Source organism: Pseudonocardia sp. 2-7 (genome assembly GCF_056341085.1).
On sequence record NZ_CP094507.1, the window covers coordinates 2,618,204 to 2,643,962 of the forward strand.

The following is a 25,759-nucleotide window of genomic DNA, read 5'->3' on the forward strand; positions in this document are numbered from 1 at the left end:
CTCAGGTGGGCTCGGGCAGTCCCCGGTAGGCCCGCCAGCCGCCGTGGGTGGTGATGTCGGTGAGCTCGTCGCGCTGGCGCTCCAGCACACCGGGCCGCAGCCCGACGGCGAGGACGTCGCGGCCGTCGTCGAGCTCGATGACGGTGAGCTCGAGCTCCGGCGGCTCGTCGGGCAGGAAGTCGGTGCGGATCGCCGAGAGCGGGACGTCGTAGATCTCCCCGGCCAGCGGCACGCCGCCGGAGGGGTCCTCCAGCAGGGCCGGGAACTGGTCGCGTACCGAGTACATGCGGTAGTGCGGAGCGGTCCGGACCCCGCCCAGGAACGGGTGGGCGGACACGTTGTGGTGGAGCCGGCCGCCGCGCATCGCGTCACCGGAACAGAAGAGGGCAGTCACCGGAGCCTCCGATCATTCCGCAATGCGGAAGAGTGATTCCGTTTTGCGGTGTGAATCGGACCACGGCGTCAGGGGGCTGTCAAGCATCGTCGTCGGCGGCGACCCCTTGACGCTTGCGTGACCGGCGCCATAGCGTGATTCCGCTACGTAAGAGATTCGTTTCACATCGCGGAAATCGGCGCGTTACGTTGGTCGCGCCACGACGTGGGATCCGAGGTGGCCCCGATGACGGGACCCGGAACGAGCGACCTATCCGCAGCAGCGCCGACCGGTGAGCGGGTGGCCGCCGTGCCCGTCACGCAGGACGGCGCCGACGCACCGAGCCCCCGGCTCTACAACCGCGACCTCGCGCCGACCACCGTCGAGGGACGGTCGTGGAAGGCCTACAACATCTTCACCCTGTGGGCCGTCGACGTGCACAGCCTGGGCAACTACGGCTTCGCCCTCGGCCTGTTCGCGCTCGGCCTCGGCGCCTGGCAGATCCTGGTCTCGCTCGGCATCGGTGCGCTGGTGCTGTTCGTGCTGCTCACCGTCGCCGGGTACATGGGCTACCGGACGGGCCTGCCGTTCCCGGTGATGAGCCGGATCGCCTTCGGCGTGCGCGGTGCCCAGCTCCCGGCCCTGGTGCGGGGCGCGGTCGCGATCGCCTGGTTCGGCATCCACACCTACCTCGCCACCCGGGTGCTCGTCGTGATGGTCCTGGCCGTGGCGCCGTCGGCCGGTGCGCTGGAGCAGGTGTCGTTCCTGGGGCTGTCGGTGCTGGGCTGGATCTGCTTCGTCGTCCTGTGGGTCGTGCAGGTGGCGATCCTGCTGCGCGGCATGGACGGCATCCGCCGCTACGAGGCCGTCGCCGGCCCGATCGTGCTGGTGACCCTCGCGGTGCTCGCGGGCTGGGTGCTGTGGCAGACCGGTGGCGACATCGCGCTGTCGGTGCCCGAGCCGCTGACCGGCGGGGCGATGTGGGTGCAGATTCTCGCCGGGGCGTCGCTGTGGACGGCGATCTACGGCACCTTCGTCCTCAACTTCTGCGACTTCACCCGCGGCGCGGTGTCCACCGGAGCGGTCCGGCGTGGCAGCTTCTGGGGGATCCTGCCGAACACCCTGTTCTTCGGTGTCGTGGTCGTGGTGCTGGCGGGCGGCCAGCTGCGGATCGGCGGCCAGGTGATCTCCAGCCCGGCCGACGTCGTCAACACCATCCCCAACACCCCGCTGCTGCTGGTCGCCTCCGCGGCGCTGCTGATCCTGACGATCGCGGTCAACCTGATGGCGAACTTCGTGGCCCCCTGCTACGCCCTGTCGAACCTGTTCCCGCGGGTGCTCGACTTCCGCCGGGCCGGGGTGGTGAGCGCGCTGATCGGGCTGATCATCCTGCCCTGGAACCTGTACGACTCCCCGGTGGTGATCACCTACTTCCTGGGTGTGCTCGGCGCGCTGCTCGGCCCGCTGTTCAGGATCGTGATGGCCGACTACTGGCTGGTCTGGCGCGGCCGGATCGACGTCCCCGCGCTCTACACCGAGGCGAGCACCGGCGCCTACCACTACCGGGGCGGGGTCAACCGGCGCGCGGTCGCGGTGTTCGTGCCGTCCGCGGTGGTCGCCGTCGCCGTCGGGTTCGTCCCCGCGCTGGAGCCGGTCGCGCCGTTCAGCTGGTTTCTCGGCGCCGGGGTCGCGGCGCTGCTGACCGTGCTCGTCGCCCCGCGCGGACGGACCTACCGCGCGGTCTCCGGGGAGCCGCTGGCCGTCGCACCGGCCGGGGGCCACTGATGAGGATCGTCGTCGTCAACGTCAACACCACGGTGTCGGTCACCGAGGCGATCGCCGCGTCGGCCCGCTCGGTCGCCGCGCCCGGCACCGGGATCGTCGGGCTGACGCCGCGGTTCGGCGCCGAGTCGGTCGAGGGCAACCTGGAGAGCTACCTGGCCGCGGTCGGGGTCGCCGACGCCGTCGCGCGTTACGCCGCCTCCGGCGAGCGGTTCGACGCGGTGATCCAGGCCGGCTACGGCGAGCACGGCCGCGAGGGCCTGCAGGAGATGCTCGACGTGCCCGTCGTCGACATCACCGAGGCCGCCGCGACCACCGCGATGTACCTCGGCCACCGCTACTCGGTGGTGACCACCCTGGACCGCACCGTGCCGCTCATCTCCGACCGGCTGCTGCTCGCCGGGCTGGACCGGCGCTGCGCCTCGGTGCGCGCCTCCGGGCTCGCGGTGCTGGAGCTCGAGCAGGACCCGGACCGCGCGGTCGCCGCGATCGTCGAGCAGGCCCGGGTCGCGGTCGAGCAGGACCACGCCGAGGTCATCTGCCTCGGCTGCGGCGGCATGGCCGGGCTGGAGGCGACGGTGCGCGCGGAGACCGGCGTCCCCGTCGTCGACGGGGTGCAGGCCGCGGTCACCGTCGCCGAGTCGCTGGTCCGGCTCGGCCTGACCACCTCGACGAGCCGCACCTACGCGGCACCACGAACCAAGAAGATCACCGGATTTCCCTGGAGATGTCATGACCAGCTACGACCTGGTGGTCCGCGGGAAGCGGATCATGACCACGGCGGGCGAGCAGCCCCGCGAGATCGGCGTGACCGGCGGGCGGATCGTCGCCATCGAGCCGCTCGGCAACGGCCTCGACGGGGCCCGGGTGATCGACCTCGCCGACGACGAGGTGCTCCTGCCCGGTCTCGTCGACACCCACGTGCACGTCAACGAGCCCGGCCGCACCGAGTGGGAGGGCTTCGCCTCGGCGACCCGGGCCGCCGCGGCGGGCGGGGTCACCACGATCGTCGACATGCCGCTGAACTCGATCCCGCCGACCGTGGACGTCGCGGCGCTGGAGGTGAAGCGCAAGGTCGCCGAGCACCAGGCGTTCGTCGACGTCGGGTTCTGGGGCGGCGCCGTGCCCGGCAACCTCGGTGACCTGCGCGGCCTGCACGACGAGGGCGTCTTCGGGTTCAAGTGCTTCCTGCTGCACTCCGGCGTCGACGAGTTCCCGCCGCTCGACGCCGACGAGATGGAACGCGACATGGCCGAGCTGGCCACCTTCGACGCCGTCATGATCGTGCACGCCGAGGACTCCCGGGCCATCGAGAAGGCCCCCACCCCGCACGGCGCGAAGTACGACACCTTCCTGCGCTCGCGTCCGCGCGGCGCGGAGAACCTGGCGATCGCCGAGGTCATCGAGCGGGCCCGCTGGACCGGGGCACGCGCGCACGTGCTGCACGTGTCCTCCTCCGACGCGCTCCCGATGATCGCGACCGCGCGCCGCGACGGCGTCCGGATCACCGCCGAGACCTGCCCGCACTACCTCACGCTGTTCGCCGAGGAGATCCCCGACGGCGCCACCACGCACAAGTGCTGCCCGCCGATCCGCGAGGCGTCGAACCGGGAGCTGCTGTGGGAGGGCCTGCTCGACGGGACGATCGACTGCATCGTGTCCGACCACTCGCCCAGCACCGCCGAGCTGAAGCTGCTCGACTCCGGGGACTTCGGGCTCGCCTGGGGCGGGGTGTCGTCGCTGCAGCTGGGGCTGTCGCTGGTGTGGAGCGAGGCCCGCCGGCGCGGCATCGGGCTCGCGCTGGTGGTGCAGTGGATGGCGTCGAAGCCAGCTGACCTGGTCGGGCTGCGTTCCAAGGGCCGGATCGCGCTCGGCTACGACGCCGACCTCGTGGTCTTCGCCCCCGACGCCGCCTTCGTCGTGGACCCGGACCGGCTGCACCACAAGAACAAGGTGAGCGCCTACGCCGGCCGGTCGCTGTCCGGCGTGGTCCGGCGCACCGTCCTGGGCGGCCGCGACGTCGAGGTGTCCGGTGAGCCGCACGGCAGGCTGCTGCGCCGCGGCTCGGTGGAGCGGGTGACGGGTGCACCCGGCGCCCCGGACCGCACCGAGGTCCCGGCCGCACCGCCCGAGCAGGGCTAGACTTCCGTCATGCGGAAGAACGATCCCGACAGTCGCGTCGGTGCCGCCGCGGACGTCGCCGCGGCGGCACCGGCCCGCTCGGGGACCGTGCAGTCCGTGGAGCGGGCCGTGGACCTGCTGGAGGCGATGGCCGACGCGGGCGGCACGGTCAGCCTGTCCCACCTCGCGGCCACCTCCGGTCTCCCGCTGCCCACCATCCACCGGCTCGTCCGGACCCTGGCCGGGCGCGGCTACGTCCGCCAGCAGTCCTCGCGCGAGTACGCCCTCGGCCCCCGCCTGGTGCGCCTCGGCGACACCGCCGGACGCCTGGTGGGCATGTGGGCGCGCCCGCGGCTCGCCGGCCTGGTCGACGACCTGGGGGAGAGCGCCAACCTGGCGCTGCTGGATGGGAACCAGGTCGTCTACGTCGCCCAGGAGCCCGGCCGTCACTCGATGCGGATGTTCACCGAGGTCGGGCGACGGGTGTCGCCGCACTGCACCGCCGTCGGGAAGGCGCTGCTGTCCCGGATGCCGGTCGAGCGGGCGCGGGAGGTGCTGCGGCACACCGACTTCGTGCGGCACACCGACAACACGATCACCTCGCCCGAGGAGTACTTCACCGAGCTCGACAAGGTCCGTGCCGCCGGGTACGCCGTCGACGAGGGCGAGCAGGAGCTGGGGGTGCGGTGCGTCGCCGTCGCGCTCGACGGGCCGCTGCCCGCCGCGGTGTCCATCTCCGGCCCGACGATCCGGATGACCGACGCGCTCCTCGACTCCGCCGTGCCGAAGCTGCGGTCCGTGGCCGACGCGCTGGTGACCGAGCTGGCCCGGCAGGACGCCGCGGGGGTCTGAGGCCGGGCCTCCTGTCGGTGTCGCCCACACCGCGGCCGACGTTGCCGGATCTCGACGGGCCCGACCATGATCGGAGATCCGGAAGGGATCGGTGCCACTGCCGGCACCGATCCCTTCCGAGTCCTCGATCACCACGGGGATGCGGTTCGCGATCGCCACCGGAACGGAGCGAACGGGCCCGGCCGGGGCGCCGCGGCCGGATGCTCCGGCGATGACCGAGAGCCCGGACAGCGGCCACGACATCCCCTCCGCCGGTCCCTCCGGCGTGGCCGGAGGGGTCGCCGCGTTGCTGGTCCGGCAGGCCGGCGTCATCAGCCGGGCCCAGGCCATCGCCTGCGGTATGTCGGGGCGCACCGTCGCCCGCCGGGCGTCGACCGGGGCATGGTGCATGGTGCACCCCGGGGTCTACCTGGTCGCCGGGCACCGACCGGGACACGAGAGCAGGGTCCGAGCGGCGGCGCTCTGGGCCGGTCCGCGGGCGACGTTGAGCGGACCCGCAGCCGCGTTCTGGCACCGGATGCTCGACGAGCCGCCCGGCACGATCGGGTTCACGGTCCCGCGCACGATGCACCGGGTCCCCGCCCCCGGGGTGACGCTGCGCAGGCGGGTCCTGGACCCGGACGACCGGACGGTGCTGCACGGCGTCGCGGTGACGACGCCGACGTGCACCGTGCTCGAGACCGCCCCGGTGGCGGGACCTCGCTTCCTCGACCGCGCCCTGCAACGTCATGTCGGCTTCGCCGAGCTGCACGCGGCCTACTGCCGGCACATGGGTGCCCGCGGGAACCGGGGGATGGGGGAGCTCCTCGTCGCATGCGCCGACCGCGCCGACTCGGTGGCCGAGCGCCGGATGATGCGGTTGCTCCGGGAGGCGGGTGTGACCGGGTGGGTGCACGGCCACCGGTTCGGCCCGTGGACGCTGGACCTGGCGTTCCCGGAGCGCAGGCTGGCGATCGAGGTCGACGGCTGGGCCTGGCACGTGGACGCCGAGCGCTTCGCTGCGGACCGGCGCAAGGGCAACGCGCTCGGCACCGCGGGGTGGGTCCTGCTGCGGTTCACCTGGGCGGATCTGACCGGAGCACCGGAGCTCGTCGTGCGCCGTGTCCGTGAGCTCCTGGCCGCCGCAGCGTGACCGGCCCCTGGCCGGCAGCGGTGATCGTCGTCCCGGAAGGGATCCGTGCCACGGACGGCACCGGACCCTTCCGGAACGACGATCATGCCGCGATGCTCAGTCGTCCCTGACCTGGGTGCCCGGCTTCGCCGTGACCGGCTCGTAGGACTCCGGGCCCAGCACCTCGCCCGAGGCCAGGATCCGGATCTCCCCGGTCTGCACCAGCACCGGCGGGCCCGCCGCGACGACCGACGGCGCCGACGGCCGGCCGGGGGCGAACACGTTGAAGAACAGGTTGAGCAGCACCGCGACGATCGCCGCCGAGCTGATGCCGGAGTGGAAGATCGTCGCGAACCAGTCCGGGAAGTTCGCCCAGAAGTCCGGCGAGACCACCGGGACCAGGCCGAACGCCACCGACGCCGCGACGATCACCATGTTGTTGGTCCCGCGGTACTCGACCGCGGCGAGTGTCCGGATCCCGCTGGCGGCGACCGTACCGAACAGCACGATGCCCGCCCCGCCGAGCACCGGCTGCGGGATCGCCGAGAACACCGCGGACGCCATCGGGGAGAGCCCCAGGACGGGCAGGAGCAGCCCCCCGGCGGCGACGGCGAACCGGCTCCGGATCCCGGTCAGCGCGACGAGCCCGACGTTCTGGGCGAACGCCGTCGCCGGGAAGGAGTTGAACACCGGCGCGACCACCGAGGCGGCCATGTCGGCGCGCAGCCCGTCGCCGACCCGGCGGGCGTCCACCCGGGTCTCGACGACCTCGCCGACCGCGAGGATGTCGGCGGTGGTCTCCACCATGATCACCAGGACCACGATGACCATCGAGACGGTCGCCCCGACCGTGAACAGCGGGGTGCCGAACGCGAACGGCGCGGGCAGCGCGGCGACGCTCGCCCCGCCGACGCCGGAGAAGTCGCTCAGCCCGGCCACCAGCGCGACGACGGTCCCGACCAGCAGCCCGAGCAGCACCGACAGCCGCGAGAGCACCGCGATCTTCCCGGCGACGACCACCACCAGGAAGGTGAACCCGGCCAGCGCGATCGAGGGCAGCGCGGCGAACTCGGGGTTGGGCACCGTCGCCCCGCCCACGGTGACGGTCTCGCGGCCGGTGATCCAGCCGGTCGCCACCGGCATCAGCGACAGCCCGATCACGGTGATGATCGACCCGGTCACCACCGGCGGGAACAGCCGTACCACCCGGGCGAAGAACGGGGTGATGAGAAGCCCGACCGCGGCCGCGACGATCACCGCGCCGTAGACGGTGCGCAGGCCGTCGGTGCCGTCGTCGCCGACGATCGCGATCATCGTCGACACCGACGCGAACGAGGTGCCCTGCACCAGCGGCAGTTGCGATCCGAAGAACGGCAGGCCGAGGGTCTGCAGCAGGGTGGCGAGCCCGCTGACGAACAGCCCGGAGGCGACGAGCACGGCGCTCTGCGCGGGGGTGAGCCCGGCCGCACCGCCGATGATGATCGGTACCGCGATCACGCCCCCGAACATCGCGAGGATGTGCTGGACGCCGTAGCCGAGCGTCGGCCCGATGCCGAGCCGTTCGTCCTCCGGACGTACTGCCTGTTCCGAGCTCATGGCGGATCCCCTCGGTGGGAGTGGCGGGTCAGACGGAGGACGGCACGTCGGTCCACGCCTCCGGCGCCGGGGTCACGCCGTCGCGGACGACGGTGCCCTCGATCAGGCCGTAGGGGCGGTCGGCGGCGTGGAAGACCTCGTTCGGGTTCTTGAGCCCGAACGGCGACAGGTCGGACAGGAAGTGGTGCTTGTTGGGCATCGCGAACCGGATCTCGGCGACGCCGTCGCAGGCCTCGATCGCGGCCCGGCCCATCTCGTAGAGCGACTGCTGCAGCGCGAGCGAGTGGGTGGTGGCGAACGCCGACAGCATCGCCGCGCCGATCGCGTCGTAGGCGCCGTTGAAGTCGATCCCGGCGGCGACGGCCTCGGGCAGGTAGCGCCAGCGCGCGGTGACCGAGGTGGCGAGGATGCGGTCGTCGGTCTCGACCAGGGTGGTGTAGCGGTCGCGCGGGAAGCCGTGGAACTCGCTGCCGGTGGACTTGAGCACGGTGAGGTCCTTCAGCCCGGCGGTGACGTGGGTGGCGCCGCCGGTCTTCTGCACCGTCGCCAGCCGGGTGGCCCGGCCCTTCCGGACGAACGAGTGGTCGTGCCCGGCGCCGTCGACGACGATCCGCTCCCACTCGTACAGCTCGGCCTGCCAGAGCCCGCCGGTGATCCACTCGAACTCGCCGGTGAAGTGGTCGCCGAGCAGCAGCAGGAACTCCTCGGGCGAGGTGATCCCGTGCTCGGAGGCGAAGGCGTACACCACGTTCTTCTGGGTGTCGGTGGCGACGACCTTGGAGTTGTCGCCGGTCAGGTAGCTGCTCTCCAGGGCGGCGCCCCGCAGCTGGCTGGTCACGTTGAGGTCGGTGATCTCGTGGCGGGCGGTGTCGCGCACGACCCGCACCACGCGGACCTCCGCCTTGCCGTACTTGTTGTCGCCGAGGTGGACCGAGACGGACATGATCAGCTCCCGAGGTAGGTGGAGTAGGAGTAGGGCGACAGCAGCAGCGGGACGTGGTGGTGGCGGTCGGTGCGCTCCGGGCGGAACGCGATCGACACCTCCGGGAAGAACGGGCTCGGCGTCGTGAACGTGATCCGGTGCAGCACCCCCGCGGTGAGCGCGGCGGACTCCGGGGCGCGCCAGCGGCCGTCGTCGTCGGTGGTGCCCGACGCCAGCACCATTCCGTCCGCGCCGGTCAGGGTGACCGGGACGCCGGTGGCCGGGCGGCCCGCCGCGGCGTCGAGGACGTGGGTGGAGAAGCTGCTCATGCCAGCACCTGCCGCATCCGCAGGGCGGTGATCTCGGCCAGCTGACCGGCGGCCTCGGCGCGCTCGGCGGCCGGGTCGTTGCCCAGCCTGCGCTCCAGCTCGGCGAGGATCTGCCCGGCGTCGCGACCGGCGGCCCGGATCAGGAAGACGTGGCCGAAGCGCTGCTCGTAGGCGGCGTTGCCGGCGGCGAGCCGGGCGGCGGAGTCCGCCCCGGTGTCCACACCGGACTGTTCGGAACGGGAGAACGCGGCGCCGTCGGCATGGGCGCCGCCGGGGCGCTCGCCGATGCGGGGGTGCCCGGCCAGCGCGGCGTCGATCTCGGCGCTGTCCAGGGCGAGGACCGCCTTCTCCGCCGCGGCGACGGCGTCGTCGACGCTGCCGTAGGGGCGACCGGCCAGCAGTCGGTCCGCCCACCCCGGCGAGGTGGCGCAGGCACGCAGGGCCGGGCGCAGCTCGTCGGGTGGGGCGGTGTTGAGTCGGTCGAGGGTCAGGTCGTCCGGCATGGGTCCTGCTTCCGTACTTGTCCGTGAAATTTCACGATGCGGAATCTTGGTTCCGAAGTGTCATCAGTGTTGGTTTCGCGACGGCAGCGTGTCAAGGGTCACCCGGCCGAACGGCCCTGCCGGAGCACGCGGGACCGGCGGACCATCCCCGGTCATGACCACCGAGACGCTCACCACCGGCTGGGAGCCGGACAGCCCGGTCGGCGACAGCCTCGCGCGCCGGTTCGTGCACGCCTACGCCGACCGGACCACCGCCATGGCGGCCCGGTCCGGCGGGCGGGCGCGACGGGTGGCCGGTGCCGTCCTGGCCGACCCCGGGTCCCCGTTCGGCTACGACAACGCGGTCGTCCTGACCGCCCCGCCGGGCCCCGGCGACCTGCGCCGGGTGCTCGACGACGCGGCCGGGTTCTTCCCGCCGCACCGCTGGTGGGTGCTGCTCTCGCTGTTCGCGCTGCCCGACCTGACCCGGTACGGGCTGGTGCGGGTCGGCCATCCGCCGCTGATGTTCCGCCCGCCGGGACCGCTGCCGGCGCCCCCGCCGGGCCTGCGGATCCGGACGGTGCCCGACGCCGACCCGGCCGACTTCGAGCGCGTCCTGGTCGCCGGCTACGGCCTCGCTGAGGTGGGGCGGCCGGCCGTCGCGGACCCGCGGTCCGCGGACCTGCTGCACCTGGTCGTCGGGTACGCCGGGGACGAGCCGGTCGCGACGGCCGGGGCGGGTGTGCACCACGGCGTGGTCGAGGTCGACTGGGTGTCGGTGCTGCCGGAGCACCGGGGCCGTGGGTTCGGCGGGGCGGTCACCGCGGCCGTCTGCGCGGCCGCGCCCGGGCTGCCGTCGCTGCTGATCTCCAGCGACGACGGCCACCCGGTCTACCGCCGGCTGGGCTTCTGGGACCTGTTCCGCACGACGATGTGGGAGCACCCGCCCTCCTGACCGACCGCCCAGCGTCCCCGCCCGCCCTCGTCCGTCGCCACCGTCGTCGCGGGGCCGCCGTACGCCCCGGCCACCACGGTGGCCGGTCCGGCGTGGGGACGCACCCGTCGTGCCCGGATCGTCACGCAGTCGTCCCGGCCGGTCCGCCGGCCGTCACGCGGCGCCCGGATCGGCCGGGGCCGGTGTCACGCAGTCGTCACCCGACGGCAACCGGCGCCGCCGTTGCGGGACGCAGCATTCCTCACCGGTGGTCCTCCGACCCGGCCACCGTGGGGGCATCGATGACGCAGGAGATGGACCGGACCGCGGCGGCGCCGGCGGGAGCCGCGCGCGAGACGCTGGAGGACTACACGCTGCGGTTCGCGCCGCGCAGCTACCGCCGCTGGTCACCCGGCGTCGTCGGGGTGACCGCGCTCGGCGGGATCGCCTACCTCGCCGACTTCGCGATCGGCGCGAACATCGGCATCGCCTACGGCACGGTCAACGCCCTGTGGGGCATCGCCGTGTTCGCGCTGGTGATCATCGCGACCGGGCTGCCGCTGGCGTACTACGCGGCCCGCTACAACCTGGACCTGGACCTGATCACCCGCGGCAGCGGCTTCGGCTACTACGGCTCGATCCTGACCAACGTCATCTTCGCGACCTTCACCTTCATCTTCTTCGCCCTCGAGGGCTCGATCATGGCCCAGGGTCTCGAACTCGGCCTGGGGCTGCCGCTGTGGGCGGGCTACGCCGTGTCCACGGTGATCATCTTCCCGCTGGTCGTGTACGGGATGTCGCTGCTGTCCACGCTGCAGGTGTGGACGACGCCGCTGTGGCTGGTCCTGATGGTGCTGCCCTTCGGCTACCTGCTCCTGGCGCACCCGGACTCGGTGTCGACGTTCCTGGCCTACCAGGGCGAGGACGGCGCGGGCGCCCCGAGTCTCGGCTCGGTCATGCTCGCCGCCGGGGTGTGCCTGTCGCTGATCGCCCAGATCGCCGAGCAGATCGACTACCTGCGGTTCATGCCACCCAGGACCCCGGAGAACGCCCGCCGCTGGTGGGCCGCGACGCTGCTCGCCGGACCGGGCTGGGTGCTGTTCGGGGCGGCGAAGCAGGTCGTCGGGCTGTTCCTCGCCGTCTACCTGATCGCGAACCTGGCCGACGGCGCGACGGTGGCCAACGAGCCGGTGCACCAGTTCCTGGCCATCTACCAGGAGCTCATGCCCGCGTGGCTGGCCATCACCCTGGCCGTGGTGCTCGTCGTCATCAGCCAGATCAAGATCAACGTCACCAACGCCTACTCCGGCTCGCTGGCCTGGACCAACTCCTTCACCCGGGTCACCGGCACCTACCCCGGGCGGCTGGTGTTCCTCGGCGTCAACCTGGTGATCGCGCTCGTGCTGATGGAGGCGAACATGTTCGACTTCCTCAACGCGATCCTCGGGTTCTACGCCAACATGGGCATCGCCTGGATCGTCGTGGTCGCCACCGACATCGTGGTGAACAAGTACCTGCTCGGCATCTCGCCGAAGGTCCCGGAGTTCCGCCGCGGCATGCTGTACGCGGTCAACCCGGTCGGGTTCGGCTCGGTGGTCGTCGCGGGCGGGCTGTCCATCGCGGCGTTCTTCGGGCTGCTGGGCGAGGCGATCGCCCCGTTCTCGCCGCTGGTCGCGATCGTGCTCGGCGTGGTGCTGCCCCCGGTGATCGCGCTCGCCACCCGGGGCCGCTGGTACCTGCGCCGCACCGACGACGGCATCGACCTGCCGATGCTCGACGAGCACGGCAACCCCTCGGCCGTCACCCTGCCGTGCCACGTGTGCGGTCAGGACCTGGAACGACCGGACATGGCGGCGTGCCCCGCGCACGACGCCTACGTGTGCTCGCTGTGCCTGAGCACCGACCGGACGGGCAAGCACCTGCTCCCGGCCCAGGTGTGACCGCCACCGGTGGGGGAGCGGCACCCGGCCCCTCACCGGTGCCGGTCGCCCGACGGCTCAGGAGGCGGCGCGGACCGCCTCGGCGAGGCGGCGGGCGGCGGTGACGGCGTCGTGCGCGACGGCCGTCGCGAGCGCCCCGCGTCCCGGCAGCGGGGACAGGCTCCAGCCGTCCCCGCAGGTCGCGGGGACCTGCTCGCGGGCGGGACCGACCAGGACCTCGGTGCCCAGGACCCGGTGCCCGGCGAGGTGGGCGGGGGAGGCGTCGAGCAGCGGGTCGCCGATCTCCTGGGTCTGCACCAGCAGCGGCCGGCCGGGCGCGGCACCGTTCCCGGGGGCACCGTTCCCGGCGGCACTGCACTCGGTGACCCGGACGGTCCCGCGGCAGCGGCCCGGCCGCTCCCCGGTGCGGCCGGCGACCAGCAGGTCCCGGGCGCGCAACGCGGCGGTCGGGGCGAGCACCACGTCGAGCACGGTCTCGTGGTGGGCCCGCCCGGTCACCACGGTCGGCTCCGGCAGGTAGGTCAGCGACCCGCCGTCGCCGACGCTGCAGCGCAGCACGGTCCGGCTCGGCCGGGCCACGCGGTCGGCACGGCGGCCACCCGGCAGGGCGACGGCCGCCGCGACCCCGGTCAGGGTCAGGTGCGCCCCCGCGCCGACGGTCACGGTGAGGGTGACGTCGTCGCCGGCCAGCGGGGTCGAGGCCGACCCCACCAGGTGCACGACGGCGTCGGACCGGCTCGCACCGGTGACGCCACGACGGGGGACCAGGGCTAGCGGGGACTGCGCCCGCAGCGTCGTGACGACCGACCGGTCCTCCCGCGCGACGACCACGAGCTCCGCGCAGGCCAGCACCTCAGACGCTCGCCCGGACCGCGGCGACCTGCTCGAGCACCCAGGCACCGACGTCGCCGGCGCCCGGGTCCTCGACCAGCGACTGCGCGATCACCGGCAGCTCGCCGCGGATGCGTGCGGCGTCGCCGGTCATGACCCCGAGGTCCGCGCCGACCAGCGGCGCCAGGTCGGTCTTGTTGATCACGAGCAGGTCCGCGGTGGTGACGCCGGGGCCGCCCTTGCGGGGCACCTTGTCCCCGCCCGCGACGTCGACGACGAAGATCTGCCGGTCCACCAGGCCGCGGGAGAACACCGCGGTGAGGTTGTCCCCGCCGGACTCCACGAGCACCAGGTCCAGGTCGCCGAAGCGCTCCTCCAGCAGCTCGACGGCGTCGAGGTTGGCGGTGATGTCGTCGCGGATCGCGGTGTGCGGGCAGCAGCCGGTCTGCACGGCCTCGACCCGCTCCGGCGGCAGCACGGCGTTGCGGCGCAGGAAGTCCGCGTCCTCGGTGGTGTAGATGTCGTTGGTGACCACGGCCAGGCGGACCCGCTCGCCGAGGCTGCGGGCCAGCGCCGCGACCAGCGCGGTCTTGCCCGACCCGACCGGGCCGCCGATGCCGATCCGCACCGCGCGGCCGCCGGCCGGGGCCGGGTCGTGGTGGTCGTGGTCGGTGACCGTCGGGTCGAAGCTGATCACATGACCGTGGCCGTGCCCGGTCGGCGGGCTCTGTTCAGGAGGCAAAGAGACGCGCCCTCTCGCGGTGGTGGTGGACGTGGGACTCGGCCATGAGGTCGAGGACCGGCGCGCCGGGCGCCGGGAGGTCGGCGGGGTCGCCCGCCGCGAGGGCCGCGGCCTCGTCGACGACGACGGCCAGGTCGTCGTCCAGGGCGACGAGCGCGGCGTTGACGGCGAACGGGTCCAGCCCGAGCAGCCGGACCGCCGCCGACGCGGGCCCGGAGACGGCGAGGTAGCCGACGCAGCGGGCCGCGGCGGACGGGGACTCGCCGGCGACGCCGACGACGACGCCGACGAGCAGCGGGTGGTGCGGCCGCCGGTCGACCGCGACGAGCGTGTCGAGCTCCGGCGACGGCCACGCCGCCCGCGCCGCGCGCAGGGCTGCCTTCCCCTGCACCCGCGACGCCTCGCGCTGCGCGAGCGACGGCGTGCGCGCGTCGAGTGCCGCGTCCAGCGCCCCGAGCCGGTCCCGGCCCGCGGGGTGCGCGGCGGCCGCGGCGGCGCAAGCCGCGACCCGGCCCGCGGTGCGCAGCCGCCCGCGCAGGAACGCGTGCAGCGACGCGACGTCGGTGACCAACCCCCGCTCGGCGGCCTCCTCCAGCCCGCCGGAGTGCACGTGCCCGCCGCCGGGGAACCGGGCGTCGGCGAGCACCAGTGACGCGAGACCCGCCATCAGAACAGGAAGTACCGCTGCGCCATCGGCAGCTCGCTCACCGGCGCGGGCTCGACGACGGCGCCGTCGATCGTCACCTCGAACGAGTCCGGGTCGACGCGCACGTCCGGGGTGGCGTCGTTGCGCAGCATCCCGGCCTTGCGCACCGAGCGGGTGTCGGCCACCGGCACCGCGGGCGTCGCCAGCCCGAGCCGCTCGGGAACGCCCGCCTCCAGCGCCGACGGCGCCATGAAGGTGAGCGATCCGAGCGCGGCGGGGGTGTGGGCGTAGCCGAACATCGGGCGTCCGTAGACCGGGCCGGGCGTGGGGATGGAGGCGTTCGCGTCGCCCATCTGCGCCCACACGGCGAACCCGCCCTTGAGGACGACCTCGGGGCGCACCCCGAAGAACTTCGGCTCCCACAGCACCAGGTCGGCGAGCTTGCCGACCTCGACCGACCCGACGTGCTCGGCGGCGCCGTGGGCGAGTGCGGGGTTGATCGTGTACTTGGCGACGTAGCGCTGCGCACGCAGGTTGTCCGCCCGCTCGGAGTCACCGGGCAGCGGGCCGCGGGCGGCCTTCATGACGTGCGCGGTCTGCCAGGTCCGGATGACGACCTCGCCGATCCGGCCCATCGCTTGCGAGTCGCTCGACATCATCGAGATCGCGCCCAGGTCGTGCAGCACGTCCTCGGCGGCGATCGTCGTCGGGCGGATGCGGGACTCGGCGAAGGCCAGGTCCTCGGGCACCGACGGGTTGAGGTGGTGGCACACCATGAGCATGTCGAGGTGCTCGTCGAGGGTGTTCACGGTGTGCGGGCGGGTCGGGTTCGTCGACGACGGCAGCACGTGCGACGTGCCGACGACCTCGATGATGTCCGGGGCGTGCCCGCCGCCGGCGCCCTCGGTGTGGAACGCGTTGATCGAGCGCCCGGCGATCGCCTCCAGTGTGGACTGCAGGAACCCGGCCTCGTTGAGGGTGTCGGTGTGGATCGCGGCCTGCACGCCGGTCTCCTCGCACACCCGCAGACAGGCGTCGATCGCCGACGGGGTGGTGCCCCAGTCCTCGTGCAGCTTGAACCCGCCCGCCCCGGCGCGCAGCTGCTCGTGCAGCGCCCCGGTCGAGACCGTGTTGCCCTTGCCCATCAGCAGCAGGTTGACCGGCTGGTGGTCCATCGCCTGCAGCATCCGGCCGATGTTCCAGGGGCCGGGCGTGACGGTGGTGGCCTTCGACCCGTCGACCGGCCCGGTGCCGCCGCCGAACAGCGTCGTGACCCCGGACGCGAGCGCGGTCTCGACCAGCTGCGGGCAGATGAAGTGCACGTGCGCGTCGATCGCACCGGCGGTGAGGATGCGGCCGTTGCCCGCCAGGACCTCGGTGCCGGGACCGATCACCAGTGCCGGGTCGACCCCGTCCATGGTGTCGGGGTTGCCGGCCTTGCCGATCCCGACGATCCGGCCGTCCTTCACCCCGACATCGGCCTTCACCACGCCCCAGTGGTCCAGCACAACGGCGCCGGTGATCACCAGGTCCGGGCAGTCCGCAGCCGCGACGGCGGCCTGCCCCATCGACTCCCGGATCACCTTGCCGCCGCCGAACATGACCTCGTCGCCGGACGCCGGGCCGCGCGAGCGGTCCTCGGTGACCTCGATCAGCAGGTTCGTGTCGGCGAGCCGGACCCGGTCCCCGACGGTCGGGCCGTACAGGTCGGCGTAGCGCGCGCGGTCGATGCTCACTGCTCGTAGCTCCGCTCGTCGAGGGCACCGGCCTGCTCGGGACGCAGACCGGGGACCCGGCGCGCCCCGGCGATCGGCACCAGCGTCACCTCGCGCTCCACACCGGGCTCGAACCGCACCGACGTCCCGGCGGGGACGTCGAGCCGGTGTCCCCACGCGGCGTCGCGGTCGAAGGACAGTCCGGGGTTCGCGGCGGCGAAGTGGTAGTGCGACCCGACCTGCACCGGGCGGTCCGCGGCGTTGACCACGGCCAGCGTCAGCCGGGGGCGGCCGGGGTGCAGCTCGACCGGCTCGGTGCCGACGAGGATCTCGCCGGGGATCACGCGATCGGCCCGTGCACGGTGACGAGCTTCGTGCCGTCCGGGAAGGTGGCCTCCACCTGCACCGAGTCGAGCATCTCCGGGACGCCGTCGAGTACGTCGTCGCGGGTCAGGACCTCACGGCCGCTGCTCATCAGCTCGCTGACGGTGCGGCCGTCGCGGGCGCCCTCCAGGACGTGCTCGGTGATCAGCGCGACCGACTCCGGGTAGTTCATCCGCAGACCCCGCTCGCGACGCCTGCGGGCGACGTCGGCGGCGACGTGGACGAGGAGCTTGTCGCGCTCGCTCGGGCTGAGGTGCATGCCCCGCATTGTGTCCGGACCCGGGTTGCGACGGGATTGCCGGGAGGTTCCGAACGGTGTCCCGCCGGGGGCCCGATGACCGGGTCGACTGTCGGAACCTACGAAAGCCCCGCGACGAGCGGCCCGGGGTTCGTCGGAGACGGCGGTGCCGGGCGGTCCCGGCCCGGGCGCATGGTGATGCAGGTCGCAATCCGGCCCCCTCCGCGCGCCCTGCCCCGTCACACCCTCCGGCTCCCATCGAGGTCACCGATGCGCCTGCGCCGATCCACCGGCCGAACCACCGATCCCGCCCGCCCCGTCCACCCGGTCGACCGGGTGCCGCCCGCCGGACGGCTCGCCGTCTACGGCATGCAGCACGTGCTGGCGTTCTACGCCGGCGCCGTCGTCGTGCCGATCCTGCTCGCCAACGCCGTCGGTCTCGACGAGCGCCAGCTCATCCACCTGATCAACGCCGACCTGTTCACCTGCGGCATCGCCTCGATCCTGCAGTCGGTCGGGATCGGCCGGATCGGGGTGCGGCTGCCGCTGCTGCAGGGCGTCACGTTCACCGCGGTCTCGCCGATGATCGCGATCGGGCTGGCCGCGGGTGGTGGCACCGCCGGGCTCACCACCATCTACGGCGCGGTGATCGTCGCCGGGCTGGTGACCTTCCTCGCCGCGCCCTACGTTGCGCGGCTGCTGCGGTTCTTCCCGCCGGTCGTCACCGGCACGGTGATCACCGTCATCGGGCTGGCGCTGCTGCCGGTCGCCGCGACCGACGCCGTCGGCGGCGCGAACGCCCCCGACCCCGGCAACCCGCTGTACCTCGGGCTCGCCCTCGGCACGCTCGCGGTGATCGTGCTGATCCAGCGGCTGTTCCGCGGTTTCCTCGCCACCGTCGCGGTGCTCGCCGGGCTCGTGCTCGGGACGCTGGCCGCGGTGCCGTTCGGTCTGGTCGACCTGTCCGCGGTGGGGGAGTCGGACTGGGTCGGGGTCACCACCCCGTTCCACTTCGGCTGGCCGCAGTTCTCGCTCGCCGCGATCCTGTCGATGATCGTCGTCATGATGATCACCGCGGTCGAGACGACCGGTGACGTGATCGCCACCGGCGAGATCGTGGACAAGAAGGTCGGGCCGGACGACGTCGCCCGCGCCCTGCGCGCCGACGGTGCCGCCACCACCCTGGGCGGTGTCCTCAACTCCTTCCCCTACACCTGCTTCGCCGAGAACGTCGGCCTCGTCCGGCTCACCCGGGTCTCCAGCCGCTGGGTGGTCGCCGCCGCGGGCGGTTTCATGATCCTCATCGGGCTGGTGCCGAAGGCCGGGGCGCTGGTCGCGGCGGTGCCGCACCCGGTGCTGGGCGGGGCGGCGCTGGCGATGTTCGCGACCGTCGCCGTCGTCGGGATCCAGACGCTGTCGCGGGTCGACTTCCGCGACCACCGCAACGTGGTCGTGGTCGGGTCCGGTCTCGGGGTGGCGCTGTTCGTGACCGTGCAGCCGGACGTGGCGCAGGCCCTGCCGCCGTGGGCGGGCATCGTGCTCGGCTCCGGGATCACCGCGGGCAGCGTCGTCGCGATCGGGCTCAACCTGCTGTTCTTCCACACCGGGCGCCATCGCGGCGCCGCCCCCGCGACGGCCGGCGGGGACACCGTGACCTTCGACCGGCTCGCCGCCGCCGACGCCGGGGAGTTCGCCGCGGTCCTCGGGCGGCTGTTCGAGGGCCCGACCGCGGTGCCCGGGCGGGTGCACGCCCGCGGCCCCTTCACCGACGCCACGGCGCTGCGCGCCGCGGTGCAGGACGAGCTGTTCGCCGCGCCGCCCGAGGAGCAGCGGGCGCTGATGGGCCACTACCCCGATCTGGGCGGTCTGGTGGGCACCGGCTCCGCCGCGCCGGCGTCCGCCCGCGACGGGGGCACCGCGACCACGGGCGCCGGCGCGGCGGCTCTGCGCGACCGGGCCGGTCTGGCCCTGCTCGACGGCGACGACCGTGCCGAGCTCGGCCGGCTCGCCGCGGCCTACCGGGAGCGGTTCGGCTTCCCCCCGATCGTGTGCCTGCGCGACGCCGGGGACCGCGGCGCCCTGCTCGCGACCGCGCGGCGCCGGCTCACCCACCCGCCGGCGCAGGAGCACGCGGCCGCGCTCGTCGCCGTCGCGACCGTCGCCGGGCACCGCTTCGACGACCTCGTGTCCGGCTGAGCCGCCGTCAGCGCGAGCGCAGCGCCAGGTAGAGGTCGACGCGGTCGGTGAACGACGACGGGTCGCGCCCGGTCAGCTCCGCCACCCGGCCGATCCGGTACCGGACGGTGTTGACGTGCAGGTGCAGCCGGGCCGCGGTCCGGTTCCACGACCCGGACTCGTCGAGGAAGACCTCCAGGGTCTCCAGCAGCCCGGTGCCCGACCGCGCGTCGTGGTCGAGCACCGGGCCGAGGACCTGGGCGGCGAAGCCGCGCCGCACGTCGTCGGGGACGCCGGCCAGCAGCGCGACGTGCGAGGTGATCTCCCCGGCCCGCACCGAGGTCACCGGGCCGGACCGGGCCGCCGCCAGCCCCGCGGCGTGCCCGGCCTCGGCGAGTGCACCGGACAGCGCGTCCGCCGCCGACGGCCGCGACACCCCGGCCGAGAGCCGTCCGCCGGCCAGGCCCGGTCCGAGCCGGTGCACCGCGGCGAGCACCTGTTCCACCGGGTCCGGGGCGTCCCGGGCCCCGGGCACCGCGACGACGGCGACCGCGTCGCCGCCCTGCACGCCGACCGCGGCCGGGCCGGTGCCGACCAGCGCGTCGAGCAGCACGGTGTGCGCGGTGTCGGCCGGGTCCGCGACGCCCGAGGCGCGCAGCACGACCACGGCGAGGGTCCCGTCCGGCTCGACCCCGGCCTGGCGCAGCCGCACCCGGGTCTCGGGGCGGTCCCCGGTGTCGGCGGCGATCCGGGCCAGCGCGTCGTCGGCGATCGGGCGGGCCACCGCAGCACCCTCCCGGCGCCGGGACCGGTCCAGCGCGGCGATCGCGGCCAGCTCGCCGACGGCGTCGACGGCGTCGGTCCCCGCCTGCGCCGTGCCCGGCGGCAGCTGCGCCGCGACCAGCCAGCCGGTGGCCCGGGCCGTCCCCGGTGCCGCGGGCACCACCAGGTGCGCCGCACCCGCCGGCCCGGCCGGGACGGTCACCGGCAACCGGCCCGCGGTCAGGAACCCGGCGACGACGGCGTCGCGCTCGGCCTCGGGCAGGGCCGGACCGGCGAGCAGGCCGCCCGCCGCGGTCAGCACCCGGCAGACCAGGCCGGTGCCCGCCGACACCGCTGCGGCGAGGTCGGCCAGCTCCGCGCCGCCGGCGAACGCGGCGAGCAGCCGCCGGTGCCGGCCCAGGGTGTGGGCGAGCCGGTCCCCGCGGGCCGCGGACAGCGCCCCGATCACCGCCTCGGTCACCGCGCCGAACGACACGTCCACCGGCACCGCGACCAGCACGAGGTCGTGGCGGCGGCAGGCGTCGACGACGTCGGCCGGGATGTCGCCGAACACGGCCTCCCCGGCCACCAGCGCCGCCGCACCGGACCGCGCGACCGCCGCGACGAACCGCTCCGAGTCCGCGGGCGTCCGCCGCCACACCAGGCCGGACACGACCAGCTCACCGCCGCCCAGGTAGCGCGACGGGTCGGGCAGGTCGGTCGGGTAGACCCATCGCACGGACCGGTCCAGGTCGGCCGCCGAGCCGTGCAGGACCCGCAGCCGCAGCTCCGGGCGTGCGACGAGCTCCGAGAGCAGCATGGGAGGAACCTACAACTCGGTGCGCCGCGGGGGATCCCGATTCGTCACGGCGGTGCCTTCTCCCGGTGACCGGCGCGCGGTGCACTGGGTCCATGCAGCAGCCGAGCGCCGGCCGGACCGCACACCGGACCGCCATCGAAGGTGCCCACGTCGTCACCGTCACCGGGGAGGAGATCCCCGGCGGGCACGTCGTCGTCGAGGGGGAACGGATCGCGGGCGTCGGGCCCGGTCCCGCCCCGGCGGGGTCCTACGACCGCCGGGTCGACGCCCGCGGCTGCCTGCTCACCCCGGGCCTGGTCAACACCCACCACCACCTCTACCAGTGGGTGACCCGCGGGCTCGCCGTCGACCACACGCTGTTCGAGTGGCTGACCACGCTGTACCCGGTGTGGGCGGGCATCGACGAGCACGCCGTGCACACCGGCGCCACCGGCGCGCTGTCCGCGCTCGCGTTGTCGGGCTGCACCACCACGACCGACCACCACTACGTCTTCCCCCGCGAGGGCGGGGACGTGCTCGGCGCCGAGATCCGCGCCGCGCAGCAGGTGGGGCTGCGGTTCCACCCGACCCGCGGCTCGATGGACCTCGGGCGCAGCGCGGGCGGGCTGCCGCCGGACCACGTCGTCTCCGACCGCGACGAGATCCTCGCCGCGTCCGCCGACGCCGTCGCCCGCTGGCACGACCCGTCGCCGGGGTCGATGCTGCGGATCGCGCTGGCCCCCTGCTCGCCGTTCTCGGTGACGCCGGAGCTGATGCGCGACTCCGCGACGCTGGCCCGCGAGCTCGGGGTGCGGCTGCACACCCACCTCGCCGAGACCGACGACGAGGAGGCGTACTGCCGGGAGCGCTTCGGTGCCACCCCCACCGAGTACGTCGCCGACCTGGGCTGGACCGGGCCCGACGTGTGGTTCGCCCACACCGTGCACCTCGACGACGACGCGGTGAAGACGATCGGCGCGACCGGCACCGGCGTCGCGCACTGCCCCACCTCCAACGGCCGTCTCGGCGCGGGCATCGCGCGGGTCCGCGACCTCGTCGACGCGGGCGCCCGGGTCGGGATCGGCGTCGACGGCGCCGCCTCCAACGAGGGCACCCACCTGCTGGAGGACGTCAAGCACGCCGTCCTGTTCGCCCGCGCCGCGGGCGGCCCCCGTGCCCTGTCGGTGCGCGAGGCCCTGGAGCTCGGCACGCTCGGCGGTGCCCGGGTGCTCGGTCGCGAGGACGAGATCGGGTCGATCGAGACCGGCAAGCTCGCCGACCTCGCCCTGTGGCGGCTCGACGGGTTCCGGCACCGCGACGTCGCCGACCCGGTCGCCGCCCTCGTCCTGGGCACCCCGCCGCCGCTGGAGCTGCTGCTCGTGCACGGGCGCCCGGTCGTCGAACGGGACACCGTGCTCACCGTCGACACCGACGCCGTCGCCGCCGAGTGCGCCGCCGTGCACCGCGACCTCGTGGCCAAGGCCGGGTGAGCGGATGGACCTGCACACCGTCACCGGGTTCCGGCGCGCCCGCGAGCGCGCCGACCTGGCGCTGGCGCCGGGGGAGCGGATCCTCGCCGGCGGGACGTGGCTGTTCTCCGAGCCGCAGCCCGGCGTCACCGGCCTGGTCGACCTCACCACGATGGGCTGGGAGCCCCTCTCCGACCTGCCCGACGGCGGCCTGTCGGTCGCCGCGACCTGCCCGATCGCCGACCTCGCCGCGTACGGCGGGCGCACCGGGACCCCGCTGTTCGCCGAGTGCGCGCACGCGCTGCTCGCGTCGTGGAAGATCTGGCACACCGCGACCGTCGGCGGGAACGTGTGCCGCGCCTACGCCGCCGCCGGGATGGTCGCGCTCGCCGCGACGCTCGACGGGCTCGCCGTCGTCTGGACCCCCGACGGCGAGGAGTACCGCGTCCCGGTCGCGGCGCTCGTCACCGGCAACGGCACCACCGCGCTGCGCCCCGGCGAGGTCCTGCGCGCGGTCGAGCTGCCCGGCGCCGCACTCCGCGCCCGCACCGCCTTCCGCAGGATCGCACTCGCCGAGCTCGGCCGCTCCGGCGCCGTGCTCACCGGGCGGGTCGACACCGCACCCGACGGCGGCGCCGCCACGTTCGTGATCACCGCCGCGACCGAGGCGCCCACCGTCCTGCGCTACCCGGCCGGCGTGCCCGGCGCGGACCGGCTGCGCGCCGACGTCGACGCCGTCGACGGCTGGTACACCGACCCGCTCGGTTCCGCGGACTGGCGCCACGGTGTCAGCGCGGTGCTGCTGGAGCAGATCCGGGAGGAGCTGTCGTGAAACTGCACGTCAACGACACCGAGCTGGAGGCGGAGCCCGCCCCGGGGCAGTGCACCCGCACGTTCCTGCGCGAGCACGGGCACCTCGAGGTGAAGAAGGGGTGCGACGCCGGGGACTGCGGCGCCTGCACCGTCCTGCTCGACGACCGGCCCGTGCACTCGTGCCTGATCCCCGCCCAGCGCCTCGACGGCGCGCGGGTCACCACCGTCGCCGGGCTGGCCGGGCCGGACGGGGAGCTGCACCCGGTCCAGGCCGCGTTCGTCGAGAAGTTCGGGTTCCAGTGCGGGTTCTGCACGGCCGGCCAGATCGTCACCGCCACCGCGCTCACCCCCGACGACCTCGACGACCTGCCGCGGCGGATGAAGGGCAACCTGTGCCGCTGCACCGGCTACCGGAGCATCCGCGAGGCGATCGAGACCGGCGTCCGGGGCGGCTGCGCCCCCCGTGACACCGCGGGCACCGTCGGCTGCTCGGCCCGGCCCCCGGCGGCCGAGCGGATCGTCACCGGTAGCGAGCCGTTCACCTTCGACACCGACCTCACCGGGGCCCTGCACCTGCGGGTCCTCGGCTCCCCGCACGCCCACGCCCGCATCCGGTCGATCGACACCACCGTGGCCGCGGCCGCACCGGGCGTCGCGCTGGTGCTGACCCACCACGACGTGCCGGACCTGCGCTACTCCACCGCCCGGCACGAGCACCGCACCGACGACCCCGACGACACCCGGATGCTCGACGACGTCGTCCGCCACGTCGGGCAGCGGGTCGCCGCCGTCGTCGCGGAGACCCCGGCGCAGGCCGAGGCCGCCTGCGCGCTGATCGCCGTCGACTACGAGGTGCTCCCCGCCGTGCTCGACCCGGAGGCGGCCCGGCGCCCCGGCTCGCCGCCGGTGCACCCGGACCGGACCCCCGCCGACCGCGTCGACGACGCCGGGCGCAACGTGGTGCTCGCCCTGCACGGCGGGCACGGCGGCGACGTCGACGCCGCACTGCGCGCCTCCGCGCACACCGTCACCGGCACCTGGCGCACCAGCCGCGTCGCGCACGCCCAGCTGGAGTGCCACGGCGCGATCGGCTCGCTCGACGCCGACGGCAGGCTCGTCGTGCGGGCGGGCACCCAGGTCCCGTTCCTCACCCGCGGCGAGCTCGCCCGCGTCCTCGGACTCGACCCGGACCGGGTCCGGGTGCACACCGCGCGGGTCGGTGGTGGGTTCGGCGGCAAGCAGGAGATGTTCGCCGAGGACCTCGTCGGGCTCGCCGTGCTGCGGACCGGGCGTACCGTCGTCCACGAGTTCACCCGGTCCGAGGAGTTCACCCGCACCGCGCTGCGCCACCCGATGCGGGTCGCGGTCACGCTCGGCGCGGACGACGACGGCCGCCTCACCGCGATGAAGCTCGACGTCCTGTCCGACACCGGCGCCTACGGCAACCACTCCCGCGGGGTGCTGTTCCACTCCGTCGCCGAGTCGGTCAGCGTGTACAACTGCCCGGTCAAGCGCCTCGACGCCGAGGTCGTCTACACCCACAACGTGCCCAGCGGCGCGTTCCGCGGCTACGGCCTGGGCCAGGTGATGTTCGCCGTCGAGTCCGCGATGGACGAGCTCGCGATCGCGCTGGACGTCGACCCGTTCGAGCTGCGGCGACGCAACATGGTCCGGGCCGGGGACCCGCTGCACGTCGCCCACCACGGCGAGCCGGAGCACGACCTGCACTGGACCAGCTACGGCATGGACCAGTGCCTCGACCTCGTCCAGGACGCCCTGGCCGACGGCACCGGCGACCCGGTCCCCGACGGCCCGACATGGCGGGTCGGGGAGGGTGTCGCCCTGGGCATGATGACGACGATGGCCCCGTTCGGGCACGCCGCGACCACCACGGTGACGCTGCTGCCCGGCGGGCGCTACCGGCTCGGCGCCGGCACCGTCGAGTTCGGCAACGGCACCACGACCACGCACCGCCAGGTCGTCGCCACCGTGCTCGGCACGACCCCGGACCGCGTCGACGCCCACCACGGCGACACCGACGCCTGCGGCTACGACACCGGGGCGTTCGCCTCCGCGGGCACCACCGTCGCGGGCAAGGCACTGCACGCCGCGGCGACCGCGCTGCGGGAGCGGATCCTCGCCGTCACCGGCGGCGGGGAGCTGCACGCGGCCGGGGTCACGGCGCCCGGCGGCGAGTGGACGCTCGACGACGTGCTGGCCGCCGCGTCCTCGCCCGCGGGGCTGGTGGCCACGGGGGAGGAGCCCGGCACCGCGCGGGCGATCACTGCGAACTGCCACGGCGTGCGTGTCGCGGTGGACACCGCGACCGGCGAGGTCCGGGTGCTGCGCTCGGTGCAGGCCGTCGACGCCGGCACCGTCCTGAACCCCGAGCAGCTGCGCGGGCAGGTCGAGGGCGGCGCCGCGATGGGGCTGGGCAGCGCGCTCTACGAGGAGGTGTACGTGGGGGAGTCCGGGGAGATCCTCAACCCGGTGTTCCGCACCTACCGGGTGCCGCAGATGGCGGACGTCCCGGACACCGAGGTGCGGTACGCCCGCACCCACGACGCGCTCGGCACCTACGGCGCGAAGTCGATGAGCGAGGCGCCCTACAACCCGGTCGCGCCCGCGGTCGCGAACGCGATCCGCCGGGCGCTGGGGGTGCGGCCGTACCACCAGCCGTTCAGCCGCGACCGGGTGTGGCGGCTCGCGGCCGGTGGTACGGCGCCCTGAGGCGCCGGGGCGG

Annotated in this window: 22 protein-coding genes and 1 pseudogene; 11 read left to right on the forward strand and 12 right to left on the reverse strand. The window is 74.3% G+C overall.

The annotated features are described in order from the left end of the window. Position 1: 1 nt before the first annotated feature. Positions 2–394 (reverse strand): allophanate hydrolase-related protein, encoded by a 393-nt coding sequence (locus MTO91_RS12805; RefSeq protein WP_405417308.1) that lies wholly within the window; start codon positions 392–394, stop codon positions 2–4. Positions 395–682: 288 nt separating this feature from the next. On the opposite strand from MTO91_RS12805, the gene MTO91_RS12810 reads away from it, so the two are divergent. The 5 genes and pseudogenes from MTO91_RS12810 (at position 683) to MTO91_RS12830 (ending at position 6,260) form a co-directional block, all read left to right on the forward strand. After that, positions 683–2,158 carry an NCS1 family nucleobase:cation symporter-1 gene (locus tag MTO91_RS12810; RefSeq protein WP_476654642.1) on the forward strand — a complete coding sequence of 492 codons (1,476 nt, stop codon included), beginning with the start codon at positions 683–685 and terminating at the stop codon, positions 2,156–2,158. Then, a pseudogene (locus tag MTO91_RS12815) lies at positions 2,158–2,877 on the forward strand (aspartate/glutamate racemase family protein); the annotation flags it as partial. The gene MTO91_RS12810 and the pseudogene MTO91_RS12815, both read left to right, overlap by 1 nt. Before the next feature lie 10 nt (positions 2,878–2,887). Further along, positions 2,888–4,297 carry an allantoinase AllB gene (allB, locus tag MTO91_RS12820; RefSeq protein ID WP_476654643.1) on the forward strand — a complete coding sequence of 470 codons (1,410 nt, stop codon included), beginning with the start codon at positions 2,888–2,890 and terminating at the stop codon, positions 4,295–4,297. A 9-nt stretch (positions 4,298–4,306) separates the two neighbouring features. After that, a complete protein-coding gene (locus tag MTO91_RS12825; protein WP_476654645.1) occupies positions 4,307–5,128 on the forward strand; it encodes an IclR family transcriptional regulator in 822 nt (273 codons plus the stop codon). A gap of 211 nt (positions 5,129–5,339) precedes the next feature. Then, a complete protein-coding gene (locus tag MTO91_RS12830) occupies positions 5,340–6,260 on the forward strand; it encodes a type IV toxin-antitoxin system AbiEi family antitoxin domain-containing protein (protein WP_405417301.1) in 921 nt (306 codons plus the stop codon). Between the two features lie 96 nt (positions 6,261–6,356). On the opposite strand, the gene MTO91_RS12835 is transcribed toward MTO91_RS12830, so the two are convergent. Genes MTO91_RS12835 through uraD form a run of 4 tightly spaced genes read right to left on the reverse strand, consistent with a single transcriptional unit; the run spans position 6,357 to position 9,589 of the window. Next, the gene (locus tag MTO91_RS12835; RefSeq protein ID WP_476654647.1) at positions 6,357–7,835 is read right to left on the reverse strand and encodes a nucleobase:cation symporter-2 family protein; all 1,479 of its coding nucleotides are present in this window, start codon (positions 7,833–7,835) and stop codon (positions 6,357–6,359) included. A gap of 28 nt (positions 7,836–7,863) precedes the next feature. Next, positions 7,864–8,778, reverse strand: coding sequence for a factor-independent urate hydroxylase (gene pucL / locus MTO91_RS12840; RefSeq protein ID WP_476654648.1), 915 nt, complete (start codon positions 8,776–8,778; stop codon positions 7,864–7,866). 2 nt (positions 8,779–8,780) lie between these two features. After that, positions 8,781–9,086 carry a hydroxyisourate hydrolase gene (locus MTO91_RS12845; protein ID WP_405417297.1) on the reverse strand — a complete coding sequence of 102 codons (306 nt, stop codon included), beginning with the start codon at positions 9,084–9,086 and terminating at the stop codon, positions 8,781–8,783. Then, positions 9,083–9,589 (reverse strand): 2-oxo-4-hydroxy-4-carboxy-5-ureidoimidazoline decarboxylase, encoded by a 507-nt coding sequence (gene uraD, locus MTO91_RS12850; protein ID WP_476654650.1) that lies wholly within the window; start codon positions 9,587–9,589, stop codon positions 9,083–9,085. Before uraD ends, MTO91_RS12845 begins: the two co-directional genes overlap by 4 nt. Positions 9,590–9,743: 154 nt before the next feature. On the opposite strand from uraD, the gene MTO91_RS12855 reads away from it, so the two are divergent. After that, the gene (locus MTO91_RS12855; protein WP_476654651.1) at positions 9,744–10,523 is read left to right on the forward strand and encodes a GNAT family N-acetyltransferase; all 780 of its coding nucleotides are present in this window, start codon (positions 9,744–9,746) and stop codon (positions 10,521–10,523) included. A gap of 281 nt (positions 10,524–10,804) precedes the next feature. Next, entirely contained in the window at positions 10,805–12,442 is a 1,638-nt protein-coding gene (locus MTO91_RS12860; protein ID WP_476654652.1) for a purine-cytosine permease family protein, read from the forward strand. A gap of 57 nt (positions 12,443–12,499) precedes the next feature. On the opposite strand, the gene MTO91_RS12865 is transcribed toward MTO91_RS12860, so the two are convergent. From MTO91_RS12865 to MTO91_RS12890, 6 genes are read right to left on the reverse strand one after another with little or no spacing between them, the layout of a single operon-like run. Beyond that, a complete protein-coding gene (locus tag MTO91_RS12865) occupies positions 12,500–13,294 on the reverse strand; it encodes an urease accessory protein UreD (RefSeq protein ID WP_476654653.1) in 795 nt (264 codons plus the stop codon). Between the two features lies 1 nt (position 13,295). Continuing rightward, the gene (gene ureG, locus MTO91_RS12870; protein ID WP_405417289.1) at positions 13,296–14,015 is read right to left on the reverse strand and encodes an urease accessory protein UreG; all 720 of its coding nucleotides are present in this window, start codon (positions 14,013–14,015) and stop codon (positions 13,296–13,298) included. Continuing rightward, positions 14,005–14,682 (reverse strand): urease accessory protein UreF, encoded by a 678-nt coding sequence (locus tag MTO91_RS12875; RefSeq protein ID WP_476654654.1) that lies wholly within the window; start codon positions 14,680–14,682, stop codon positions 14,005–14,007. The genes ureG and MTO91_RS12875 overlap by 11 nt, the downstream gene beginning before the upstream one ends. Continuing rightward, a complete protein-coding gene (locus MTO91_RS12880) occupies positions 14,682–16,397 on the reverse strand; it encodes an urease subunit alpha (protein ID WP_476654656.1) in 1,716 nt (571 codons plus the stop codon). The genes MTO91_RS12875 and MTO91_RS12880 overlap by 1 nt, the downstream gene beginning before the upstream one ends. After that, positions 16,394–16,720 (reverse strand): urease subunit beta, encoded by a 327-nt coding sequence (locus MTO91_RS12885; RefSeq protein ID WP_476654657.1) that lies wholly within the window; start codon positions 16,718–16,720, stop codon positions 16,394–16,396. The genes MTO91_RS12880 and MTO91_RS12885 overlap by 4 nt, the downstream gene beginning before the upstream one ends. Further along, positions 16,717–17,019, reverse strand: a complete 303-nt coding sequence (locus MTO91_RS12890) for an urease subunit gamma (RefSeq protein WP_020622559.1) — start codon at positions 17,017–17,019, stop codon at positions 16,717–16,719. The genes MTO91_RS12885 and MTO91_RS12890 overlap by 4 nt, the downstream gene beginning before the upstream one ends. 249 nt (positions 17,020–17,268) lie before the next feature. On the opposite strand from MTO91_RS12890, the gene MTO91_RS12895 reads away from it, so the two are divergent. Next, positions 17,269–19,194, forward strand: a complete 1,926-nt coding sequence (locus MTO91_RS12895; protein ID WP_476654659.1) for a solute carrier family 23 protein — start codon at positions 17,269–17,271, stop codon at positions 19,192–19,194. A 7-nt stretch (positions 19,195–19,201) separates the two neighbouring features. Here MTO91_RS12895 and MTO91_RS12900 read toward each other — a convergent pair whose 3' ends face one another. Beyond that, on the reverse strand, positions 19,202–20,755 hold the full coding sequence (locus MTO91_RS12900) for a PucR family transcriptional regulator (RefSeq protein ID WP_476654661.1): 1,554 nt from the start codon (positions 20,753–20,755) through the stop codon (positions 19,202–19,204). 92 nt (positions 20,756–20,847) lie between these two features. Here MTO91_RS12900 and MTO91_RS12905 point away from each other — a divergent pair, with 92 nt between their 5' ends. Genes MTO91_RS12905 through MTO91_RS12915 form a run of 3 tightly spaced genes read left to right on the forward strand, consistent with a single transcriptional unit; the run spans position 20,848 to position 25,746 of the window. Further along, positions 20,848–22,224, forward strand: coding sequence for an 8-oxoguanine deaminase (locus MTO91_RS12905; protein ID WP_405417278.1), 1,377 nt, complete (start codon positions 20,848–20,850; stop codon positions 22,222–22,224). A gap of 4 nt (positions 22,225–22,228) precedes the next feature. Continuing rightward, positions 22,229–23,035 (forward strand): FAD binding domain-containing protein, encoded by an 807-nt coding sequence (locus MTO91_RS12910; RefSeq protein WP_345645078.1) that lies wholly within the window; start codon positions 22,229–22,231, stop codon positions 23,033–23,035. Further along, positions 23,032–25,746 carry a molybdopterin-dependent oxidoreductase gene (locus MTO91_RS12915; RefSeq protein WP_476654662.1) on the forward strand — a complete coding sequence of 905 codons (2,715 nt, stop codon included), beginning with the start codon at positions 23,032–23,034 and terminating at the stop codon, positions 25,744–25,746. Before MTO91_RS12910 ends, MTO91_RS12915 begins: the two co-directional genes overlap by 4 nt. Positions 25,747–25,759: the final 13 nt, after the last annotated feature.

Bases quoted from the DNA above. Each gene is read 5' to 3' on its own strand.
- allB (WP_476654643.1), top strand. From the start codon at position 2,888: ATGACCAGCTACGACCTGGTGGTCCGCGGGAAGCGGATCATGACCACG.
- MTO91_RS12825 (WP_476654645.1), top strand. From the start codon at position 4,307: ATGCGGAAGAACGATCCCGACAGTCGCGTCGGTGCCGCCGCGGACGTC.
- MTO91_RS12830 (WP_405417301.1), top strand. From the start codon at position 5,340: ATGACCGAGAGCCCGGACAGCGGCCACGACATCCCCTCCGCCGGTCCC.
- MTO91_RS12835 (WP_476654647.1), bottom strand. From the start codon at position 7,835: ATGAGCTCGGAACAGGCAGTACGTCCGGAGGACGAACGGCTCGGCATC.
- pucL (WP_476654648.1), bottom strand. From the start codon at position 8,778: ATGTCCGTCTCGGTCCACCTCGGCGACAACAAGTACGGCAAGGCGGAG.
- MTO91_RS12845 (WP_405417297.1), bottom strand. From the start codon at position 9,086: ATGAGCAGCTTCTCCACCCACGTCCTCGACGCCGCGGCGGGCCGCCCG.
- uraD (WP_476654650.1), bottom strand. From the start codon at position 9,589: ATGCCGGACGACCTGACCCTCGACCGACTCAACACCGCCCCACCCGAC.
- MTO91_RS12855 (WP_476654651.1), top strand. From the start codon at position 9,744: ATGACCACCGAGACGCTCACCACCGGCTGGGAGCCGGACAGCCCGGTC.
- MTO91_RS12860 (WP_476654652.1), top strand. From the start codon at position 10,805: ATGACGCAGGAGATGGACCGGACCGCGGCGGCGCCGGCGGGAGCCGCG.
- MTO91_RS12875 (WP_476654654.1), bottom strand. From the start codon at position 14,682: ATGGCGGGTCTCGCGTCACTGGTGCTCGCCGACGCCCGGTTCCCCGGC.
- MTO91_RS12890 (WP_020622559.1), bottom strand. From the start codon at position 17,019: ATGCACCTCAGCCCGAGCGAGCGCGACAAGCTCCTCGTCCACGTCGCC.
- MTO91_RS12895 (WP_476654659.1), top strand. From the start codon at position 17,269: ATGCGCCTGCGCCGATCCACCGGCCGAACCACCGATCCCGCCCGCCCC.
- MTO91_RS12900 (WP_476654661.1), bottom strand. From the start codon at position 20,755: ATGCTGCTCTCGGAGCTCGTCGCACGCCCGGAGCTGCGGCTGCGGGTC.
- MTO91_RS12905 (WP_405417278.1), top strand. From the start codon at position 20,848: ATGCAGCAGCCGAGCGCCGGCCGGACCGCACACCGGACCGCCATCGAA.
- MTO91_RS12910 (WP_345645078.1), top strand. From the start codon at position 22,229: ATGGACCTGCACACCGTCACCGGGTTCCGGCGCGCCCGCGAGCGCGCC.